Origin of the sequence: Microcoleus sp. B4-D4, assembly GCF_036705185.1 — a bacterium.
GTDB lineage: Bacteria > Cyanobacteriota > Cyanobacteriia > Cyanobacteriales > Microcoleaceae > Microcoleus.
Window position 1 is genome coordinate 1 of the sequence record NZ_JAUBTX010000035.1, and the last position, 8,243, is coordinate 8,243.

The 8,243-nt window shown below is 44.2% G+C and carries 10 protein-coding genes; 6 read left to right on the plus strand and 4 right to left on the minus strand.

Features of this window, described 5'->3' with window-relative positions; translation table 11 throughout:
* The first annotated feature begins 362 nt into the window (after positions 1-362).
* Positions 363-887: a transposase gene (locus tag QUB13_RS21945; RefSeq protein WP_333384740.1), complete on the plus strand. Its 525-nt coding sequence runs from the start codon at positions 363-365 to the stop codon at positions 885-887.
* 119 nt (positions 888-1,006) lie between these two features.
* On the opposite strand, the gene QUB13_RS21950 is transcribed toward QUB13_RS21945, so the two are convergent.
* Together QUB13_RS21950 and QUB13_RS21955 are read right to left on the minus strand one after the other, a co-directional pair.
* The gene (locus tag QUB13_RS21950; protein ID WP_333384742.1) at positions 1,007-1,915 is read right to left on the minus strand and encodes a HEAT repeat domain-containing protein; all 909 of its coding nucleotides are present in this window, start codon (positions 1,913-1,915) and stop codon (positions 1,007-1,009) included.
* Between the two features lie 13 nt (positions 1,916-1,928).
* Positions 1,929-2,738 carry a pentapeptide repeat-containing protein gene (locus QUB13_RS21955; RefSeq protein ID WP_333384745.1) on the minus strand — a complete coding sequence of 270 codons (810 nt, stop codon included), beginning with the start codon at positions 2,736-2,738 and terminating at the stop codon, positions 1,929-1,931.
* A gap of 79 nt (positions 2,739-2,817) precedes the next feature.
* On the opposite strand from QUB13_RS21955, the gene QUB13_RS21960 reads away from it, so the two are divergent.
* The gene (locus QUB13_RS21960; protein WP_333384748.1) at positions 2,818-3,735 is read left to right on the plus strand and encodes a phosphodiester glycosidase family protein; all 918 of its coding nucleotides are present in this window, start codon (positions 2,818-2,820) and stop codon (positions 3,733-3,735) included.
* A 77-nt stretch (positions 3,736-3,812) separates the two neighbouring features.
* On the opposite strand, the gene QUB13_RS21965 is transcribed toward QUB13_RS21960, so the two are convergent.
* A complete protein-coding gene (locus QUB13_RS21965) occupies positions 3,813-4,382 on the minus strand; it encodes a phycobilisome protein (protein WP_333384750.1) in 570 nt (189 codons plus the stop codon).
* Between the two features lie 240 nt (positions 4,383-4,622).
* Entirely contained in the window at positions 4,623-4,868 is a 246-nt protein-coding gene (locus QUB13_RS21970) for an acetyltransferase (RefSeq protein ID WP_333384753.1), read from the minus strand.
* A 95-nt stretch (positions 4,869-4,963) separates the two neighbouring features.
* Here QUB13_RS21970 and QUB13_RS21975 point away from each other — a divergent pair, with 95 nt between their 5' ends.
* The 4 genes from QUB13_RS21975 to QUB13_RS21990 all read left to right on the plus strand — a co-directional run.
* A complete protein-coding gene (locus QUB13_RS21975; protein WP_333384756.1) occupies positions 4,964-5,620 on the plus strand; it encodes a HEAT repeat domain-containing protein in 657 nt (218 codons plus the stop codon).
* Positions 5,621-5,789: 169 nt separating this feature from the next.
* On the plus strand, positions 5,790-6,524 hold the full coding sequence (locus QUB13_RS21980; protein ID WP_333384758.1) for a 15,16-dihydrobiliverdin:ferredoxin oxidoreductase: 735 nt from the start codon (positions 5,790-5,792) through the stop codon (positions 6,522-6,524).
* A 219-nt stretch (positions 6,525-6,743) separates the two neighbouring features.
* Positions 6,744-7,502, plus strand: coding sequence for a phycoerythrobilin:ferredoxin oxidoreductase (locus tag QUB13_RS21985; RefSeq protein ID WP_194012015.1), 759 nt, complete (start codon positions 6,744-6,746; stop codon positions 7,500-7,502).
* Positions 7,503-7,686: 184 nt separating this feature from the next.
* Positions 7,687-8,243 (plus strand): ribbon-helix-helix protein, CopG family (locus tag QUB13_RS21990; protein ID WP_333384760.1); only part of this gene is annotated, 557 nt, incomplete at its 3' end.

Consider the following 8,243-nt stretch of genomic DNA (forward strand, 5'->3'; position numbering starts at 1 on the left):
AAGCAATAGCTAAGCGTTTTTCGCTCTGCCCTCAGCTTTGTACAAAAATTGCTTAAACAATATCGTGAAACAAAAAACATTACTCCCCGAACTGACCGATGTGGAGTGAAGGGCAAACTGAATGCAGAGCAACTACTCATATTGGGGGAATTGATTGAAGTAAACAATGATGCAACTCTTGAAGAACTTCGTTATTTACTTTATGGGAAAATTGGATTTGACCTTAGTATATCGACAATAGCAAGAATGATAAAACTCTTAGATATTACTGTCAAAAAAAACTCTCTTCCCTGAGCGGCAAAGGCACCGACCGAGTTCAACTCCTGCGATGTGAGTTCTGGCAAAAAATTAAAGCGTAAGGTTTGAAAGACTTAATATTCATTGACGAATCAGGAGTTAATTTGGCAATAGTTAGGTTATATGCTAGAGCTTTGAAAGGTCAAAGAGCCCAGGGCCCAAGACCAACGAAACGTGGCAAAAATGGATTAATAATTGGAGCCATGTCAGTCAAGGAAATTTTGACATCTGTTAATCTAATAGGCGGGACTGATGCAATTACATTTGAGGCTTTTATTATCAGAAAACTTGTGCCAAAACTATGGAAAGGGGCTTGTGTAGTCATGGATAATTGTTCTATTCACTTGGGAGAAGAAGTGAAAAAAGCTATCGAAAAACAAGGGGCAAGATTAATATACTTATCACCTTATTCACCAGATTTTTCACCAATTGAAAATCTGTGGTCAAAACTTAAAAATATTCTCCGTTCTATCAAGACTACTAATTATCAAGAATTAGCGAAAGCCATAGATTTGGCATTCAGTCAAGTTACATCATCAAATATTTTTAACTGGTTTACACACTGTTGTTATTGTACCTCACCTTTGTGAGAAAGGCTATATCATCTGCAGTCAATTACCAATCATAAAAGTGTTTGTATAGAGGACGAAAAGTCCTCCATACAAACCAATTTTATGGTGGTCATTCTAGGGAACATGATATAAATTATCTATTCCCAATCATCCGCCTCAGACTGTTTGTGAATCTGAGAAATCGCCAACTGAATCACCGGCCTTACCTGCGCTTCCGATTCATTAACAAGTGCAGCTTCCAACGGTTCCAAAAAAACAGAAAACTCCGGCGGATCTTCGCTCGTGCCAATTTTCATCAATGCTAGAGCCGCCGCTTTTCTACTTTCCCAACTCGCATGGTGCAGCAACTCAATCAAGTTAGAAATTGCAGGTTTGTACGCCGTAATTCCCAAAGCCGATGCTGCTTCCACACGCACAATTTCCGCTGTGTCTGTGAGAGCATTAACTAACAGGTTGAATGCAGCTTCTTCGGGTTCTTCTTGAGCGATTTTGGCGATCGCCCCTACGACAGCAGCCCGCACCTCAACCGAATCCGACGCGATTTCCCGATACAAATATTTTTTTGCCTTCGAGCCAATAAACGCCAAAGCCCAAGCCGCGTGTCCCTTAGTATTTTCAGAATGTTGTGGCGAAGCTAAAACTTCCAACAAATGCGGCACAGACGGTTCGCCCAACTGAGCTAGGGCTGCCGCCGCCGAACCGTGGACAACAGTATCATCATCGTGCAAAAAAGCCTCTAACAGCGCCGGAAGGGCGACCGGATCGCCAATCAGAGTCAGCGTTTTAGCACTTGCTCTGCGGACGACAGGGTTGGGGTGGTTTGCTAGAGCTTCCACCAAAAAAGGAGTTGCTGGTTTGCCAATTAAGCCGAGGGTTTCGGCAAAATTCAGCCGCATCATTCCCCGCGAATCTCCCATACATTCGACCATCTTTTTGAGAAGTTCGCTATCGTTGGGATTGAAAGTTTGGAGAGATCTTTGTTCCCTCACCGTTTGCAGCAAAGCGTCACTTTCTGCTGGATCGATCGCTGTTTGAATGTTAGTCATGGGATTTGAGATGTTAAATTTTAGATTTTAGATTGATGTAATTCCTATCAAATTTAGCATCAGCGAGATTTGCACATCTAAACGAAGTGTCCTGAGCATTTCTAATCTCTCCAACAATAGCAGAAAAAGACACAAACGACCACCAAAAATATAGCAGCGACACCAAACCGAAACACGTACCCCAAAACAGTTTGTGAGTGCTCAGAAAAGTGCTAGCAGTGGCAGAAAACAAAAAAGCTGCTCCGTAAGTCGTAACACTTCCAGCCGCTACGATCGCCACCTTAGCAAATTGGCGGCGAATCCTGGAATTCACAAAAAACATTAACACCCCGCCGATCGCCATTCCAGCAAGAGCAGCCTGAGAATTATTATTAGTTGCAGTCCCAGCATAGAAAAATCCCAACAAAGCCCCTGATAGAATAGCAGAAATTGTCCCCGCAAATCTACCGATTTTTGAGCTTGGTGGCTGTGTGCGGGCGATCGCCCCAGCCAACCCAGCAGCGCTCAAAACCCCATATAGCAACAGCACAAAAGACCAACTGCGAGAACCCAATACCTGTCCTTGGGTTCCTAAAATCAGTCGAGTCACAACATCGCCCACAACCAAACAAATCGCGATCGCCCCAGCACTCAAAACAGCAATCTGTCGCCCAGAAACCCCAATTTTCGCACCAATAAAATTCGCACCCTCCAACTGAGCATTTCTAAAATTGCAGCCACGAACATCCGCACCGCCAAAATCAGCACCGTTAAGAACTTGTCCTTTGAACGATCGATTTCGCAAAACTTGATTGCTAAAATTATGGACATCCGAATAACTCATATTTCTCTTCTCTTCCCTCTCTTTCCTTCCTTCGCGTCCTTAGCGTCTTCGCGGTTCGTTAAAAAATCTCCTTCACAAAATGAAACTAACCAATCCGCTCAAAATCAAACACATTTCACACATTCTCGGTTTCGGAATATTACTCGCACCAATACTAATCTATAACATTCCCTACTTTTCGCGTCCAGCACAAACAAACGAAACCCGATCGCTCTTTCAAGGAATAGCCTACCGCAGGGAATTCCGCTCAAATCCGCGTCCCATCATGATTCACATTGTTAGCATCGACCTCAAAGCCCCAGGAATAGGAATTTTTGTCACCCCCGGAACTCCAACAGCCGATTTAGCCGATTTAACAGAAACCAACGCCCGCACCGCTACTGAATTTATCAAAGAATTCAAATTGCAACTAGCAGTCAATGCCAATTTTTTTTATCCCTGCATTGAGGAAGCACCTTGGGATTATTATCCCCGCAGAGGCGATCGAGTGAATAACGTCGGACACGCCATTAGCAAAAGCCAAGCTTATTCCCAACCAGATTCAAACTTTCCCGCCCTTTGTTTTGACACCAAAAACCGCGCTCAAATAGTCGAAAACGGCAATTGTCCTGCGGGAACAGCCTATGGAATTGCGGGAGATACTTTGCTGGTAAAAAATAGCAAAATAGTAGCACAAATTCAGGAAGAAAACAAACAAAATCAACTCTATCCCCGTGCAGTTGCGGCGATCGACCTCACAGGCAAAAAGTTGTGGTTGATTGTGGTAGACGGCAAGCAGAGGCTTTACAGCGAAGGGCTGAAGTTGAGCGAAATCACAGAGATTGCGATGCAGTTGGGAGCCGATACAGTGCTGAATTTGGACGGTGGTGGTTCGGTCACTTTGGCAGTAGCATCGCCATCAGGAGCAAAACTATTGAATGCTCCGATTCAGAATAAAATCCCCATGCAGGAACGTCCAATTTCTAATCATTTAGGGTTTTATGCGCGGGAAAATTAGGGTTGCAAATTGCGTTTTTTTTTCAGCTAATTGTATGGTAGGTAATGCGCGCCATACAATTAGCTAATGTTCAGTTTTTAACTAAACTGGCTCATTTTCGCAATCAAATGGTCGAAATAAGGAGCTAATTTTGCTGCATCGCCCGCATCGCACCGCTTCAAACTAGCAGCCTTAATTCCTTGCAAACCTATAACCATTGCAGGCAAAGGAACGCCCAATTCTTGATATAATAAATTCATGTTGTGCAGCCCTTTATCGCTGGTAAATTCTGGCGTATTTCCCGCAATTCCATAGGTAATGCAGCGCAGAAAATGCCAGAAATCTCGCCAACAAGCTTCAGCCCTGGCTGGGGGATAAAGGTCGCCTCCGGGTTCAGAAATATTTGGATATGCCGCTAAAACTTGTTCCCTGGCTTCCGATACAATATCCGCCGCACTGTCGCGCAGGAACTTTGCAGTATTAATTAATGTTGGTTCGGATGAGTTAAGTTGCTGCAAATCTTCATCGGCGAGATAGCGACCTGTGTCGTCAGCAGCTTGAATCAGTTGAATTTCTGCGGGAGAATGGGAATTTTCCCAGGTGGCTAGGTTGACTATTCGGGCTTTCGGGATTAATTCTTTGGCTTTTTCGCTTAATTGGAGAGTCATAGATCGATAGATAGTGGATAATTACTAGGAGAAGGCATATTGAAATTTTACCAGAAGTGCGATCGGCATTATCTCAAATAAACCTAAATCAGGAGTAGCATAATTACATATTGTTTAAGAATACCGGGCTGTTGAAACCGCGTTTAGACAAACAAAAGCAATGCCAAGCGGGTGGAAAAATGGGCGGTAAAAATTAGGTTATTTTCTCTTAGTCCGCTTGGCTCGGACATTGTTTGACGCTTACGCAGTTTCAACCGCCGTATTATTATTTTGGGGTTGCGATCGCAAATTGGCTAGCGCCCCGTCGATATAAACTATCTCTGGGTGATTTTCCAACTGCTTCATCACTGCTTGCTTGGGCATTTTTACCTTTTTAGCCATTTCCAAGGTATCGTCGATCAGCCGTTGCCGGTATTGCTCCAACTCAGCAATTACTTCCTGAACTTCTTCTGGTGTTGAAGTTTCAGCCTCTAAATTTGCAGACATAATCTAATAACTGAATTTTTTATAATTTTCCCAAAATCCGGCAAGAATTGTTAAAATTGTCAAGAAAAGTAACAAAAATATATTTAAATTGGCTCATGGAAATTAGCGAAATCGAAGCAGCGCTGGAAAGTTCGGATTCTAAAGACAGGCTGCGGGCGATAACGGCTTTGAGAAAGTGCGATGCTGCGGTGGCGCTGCCGGTGTTGCTGACGAAGGTGGACGATCCTGAGTTCATGGTACGATCGTTCGTGGCGATGGGATTGCGCCAGAGTAAAACTGCGGAATCTTTCGGGGCGCTGTTAAAAATGATGCAGTTCGATCGCGATCCGAACGTGCGAGCAGAAGCCGCTAACTCTGTGTCAATGTTTGGCACCGAGGCAATTCCTCACTTGGTGGAGGCCTTTCGCCGCGATGACAATTGGCTCGTCCGCCGCAGTATCATGGCTCCCATGTACGAAATGCAGTGTCCTGATGCCATATTAGAAATTTGTACGATCGGTCTAGCGGGCGAAGATATACCAGTGCAGGATGTGGCGATGGACGGATTGGGCATCCTGGCAAATACCGATAAAGGAGAAGAAGCATTGCAGCAATTGTTACCTCTAGTGAGCGCCGAATACTGGGAAACTCGGATGCGAGTTGCGCGGGTGCTGAGAAAATTTGACAATCCTCAAGCTCGCGCTGCTGTGAGCTATTTGGCAAAAGATCCCGATTTTCGGGTGGTAGGTGCGACTTTGGAAACTTCGCTTTAAAAACGCTGGTTTTGAAATCTACAAGCCCGTCGCACTTCATACCCGCCCTGAGATTAGCCCGATCGCCCTTCATAATGTTACGGATTGTTACTTTGTTTTTAATAAACGAGACGTGAGCCGACGGCATCATTTACGATCGCAAGAGTTTTGCCATCCGAGTTAATTCGCCATGTACCAGCCTTTTCGGGAATACCTAGAGCAAGAGCTGTTTCAAAGGTTTGATTTGCAAAGTCGCCCCATTCCCTCCGGGTTGGAAGTCAATGTCAGCGAGCGCGGCAAAACCCCAGCTACAATCCGCAGTTGGTGTTACGAATGCCCGCAATTGCGAAAAATTCGCTACACTTACATCGATGCAGGTGAAGCAGCTCAAGTTTTTAATTGCGTGATTTATCCCAATCACAATTACGATTTGCCTCTGTTGGGAATTGACCTCTTGTCTTTTGGCAAGAAGAAAATTTTAGTAGTTCTCGACTTTCAGCCGCTCTTTAGAGATGAAGCTTATATAGCAAAATACGTTCAACCTCTACAATCGCTCCGCGACAAGTATGACGATTTGGCACAAAATTTAGAAATGAAATTTTATGACGCCAATCAGTATTTTTCAAAATACTTGCTGTTCGCCAAAACTGATGCGGAAACTGTAGAAAATCGGGTATATCCAGCTTATAAAGACTATTTGGATTTGTACTGGAAAATGCTGTCGTCCGCACAACCGCTGACTGACCGAGAAGATATCCAGCGCATCGTTAAAGCTCAAAAAGATTACGACCAGTACAGCGCAGACAGAGACCCGGCTTCGGGCTTGTTTAGCAGTTATTTTGGTCACGAATGGGCAGAAAAATTTCTTTACGAATTTTTGTTTGAAGATGCTGTGCCTTTAGCTGTCGCCGCTGGCACGCGATGACCGCTGAATTTACATGGATTTTTCCAACAAAGTTCGATCGTTCGGACTTAAGTCCTTAAAGTCAAGGTTTAAAAGGAACTTAAAGTCCTGACTGCGAACCTCGAAAGAAGGACTAAAGTCCTGACTGCGAACCTCGGGAGAACAACTAAAGCCATTACTACGAACCTGTTGATTGAAGAAGTCTAATCTAAAATCTAAAATCTAAAATCTAAAATCGATATGACTCTTTATCAACCTTTTTTAGATACGGCGATCGCTCTGATGAAAAATCGGTTAGACTTACAGTCTTACCCGATTCCAGAAGGGTTTGAACTTAAGGAAGCTACTGTCGGCAAAGGGAAAAATCAAGAAGAAATCGTAACTACCAGTTATGCTTTTTCATCCCCGAAACTGCGGCAAATTCGCGCGGCTCACGTCCAAGGCGGCAACAGCTTGCAAGTTCTGAATTTTGTGATTTTCCCGCATCTTAACTATGATTTGCCGTTTTTTGGCGCGGATTTGGTAACGCTTCCGGGCGGTCATTTAATTGCTCTGGATATGCAGCCTTTGTTTGGCGGGGATGCTGACTACGAGGCTAAGTATACTGCGCCGATCGCGCAAATGTTTCAAGCTCATCAACCGCACCTTCCCTGGGGCGGAGATTTTCCAGAAGAAGCCAAACAGTTTTTCTCGCCGGCGTTTCTGTGGACTCGCCCCAAGGAAACGGAAGTTGTGGAAACTCGGGTTTTTGCAGCATTCAAAGACTATCTCGCTGCTTATTTGGATTTGGTCGATCGCGCCGAACCCGTGACAGATAGCGCAAAGTTAGATAGTATCTTACAAGCTCAACTGCGCTACCTGCGGTATCGTGCCGAAAAAGATCCCGCCCGGGGAATGTTTAAACGGTTCTACGGCGAGGAGTGGACGGAAGAGTACATTCATGGCTTTTTGTTCGATTTGGAACGGAAGCTGCCACAAGCTGCCACAATTGGTAAGTAATATCAAATCTGTTAGCATCGGAATAGTAAATTCACTGTTGACTGTTGACTGTTAACCGTTAACAGGTAACAGTTAACAGTTAACATCATTCCGGTGCGACCGGAATTGATATAACAAGAATTAATTTTAAGAGATGTTTCAGCCACTACACTAATAAGTGTAGGTTGGCATGAGGAAAATGCCAATGGTCAAAAAAAATCGCAATGTAGTTAGTTCAAATTCAGAAAGCAAAGTCAAAGTCGGACTTTCGCTGACTCCTTCTAGTGCCGATAGATTGAATACGATCGCTCGCAAGCTGGGAATATCGAGGTCAGAACTGCTAGAACGCTTGGCAAAAGGCGCTTTAGATATTTCTAAGGACAAAAGTGAAGTTAGTATCACTTGGAAAAAAGATGAAGAAGGTGCGATCGATACTGCTGACTTAGCAGAGGAAACAGCCGAAGAAAGCCAAATTAATGAGGCTGTAACGGCAGAAACTCTATCACCCAAGGTAAGCATAGAGCCGAATCCGCTGCAAGAAAGTTACGACGCTTTACAGCAGCAATTGAGCGAAAAAGAAAGCGCCCTGGCATCTTTGCAGCAGCAATTAGCTGAAAAACAAAATCTAGAACAGCAATTGCCGGAAACTGTAGCTAAGTCGAGTTACGACACTTTGCAGCAACAGTTGAGCGAAAAAGAAAGCGCCCTGGCATCTTTGCAGCAGCAATTAGCTGAAAAACAAAATCTAGAACAGCAATTGCC

Excerpts from the sequence above, each read along its gene's own strand:
- QUB13_RS21950 (WP_333384742.1), bottom strand. The coding sequence starts at position 1,915 with ATGACTAACATTCAAACAGCGATCGATCCAGCAGAAAGTGACGCTTTG.
- QUB13_RS21955 (WP_333384745.1), bottom strand. The coding sequence starts at position 2,738 with ATGAGTTATTCGGATGTCCATAATTTTAGCAATCAAGTTTTGCGAAAT.
- QUB13_RS21960 (WP_333384748.1), top strand. The coding sequence starts at position 2,818 with ATGAAACTAACCAATCCGCTCAAAATCAAACACATTTCACACATTCTC.
- QUB13_RS21965 (WP_333384750.1), bottom strand. The coding sequence starts at position 4,382 with ATGACTCTCCAATTAAGCGAAAAAGCCAAAGAATTAATCCCGAAAGCC.
- QUB13_RS21970 (WP_333384753.1), bottom strand. The coding sequence starts at position 4,868 with ATGTCTGCAAATTTAGAGGCTGAAACTTCAACACCAGAAGAAGTTCAG.
- QUB13_RS21975 (WP_333384756.1), top strand. The coding sequence starts at position 4,964 with ATGGAAATTAGCGAAATCGAAGCAGCGCTGGAAAGTTCGGATTCTAAA.
- QUB13_RS21980 (WP_333384758.1), top strand. The coding sequence starts at position 5,790 with ATGTACCAGCCTTTTCGGGAATACCTAGAGCAAGAGCTGTTTCAAAGG.
- QUB13_RS21985 (WP_194012015.1), top strand. The coding sequence starts at position 6,744 with ATGACTCTTTATCAACCTTTTTTAGATACGGCGATCGCTCTGATGAAA.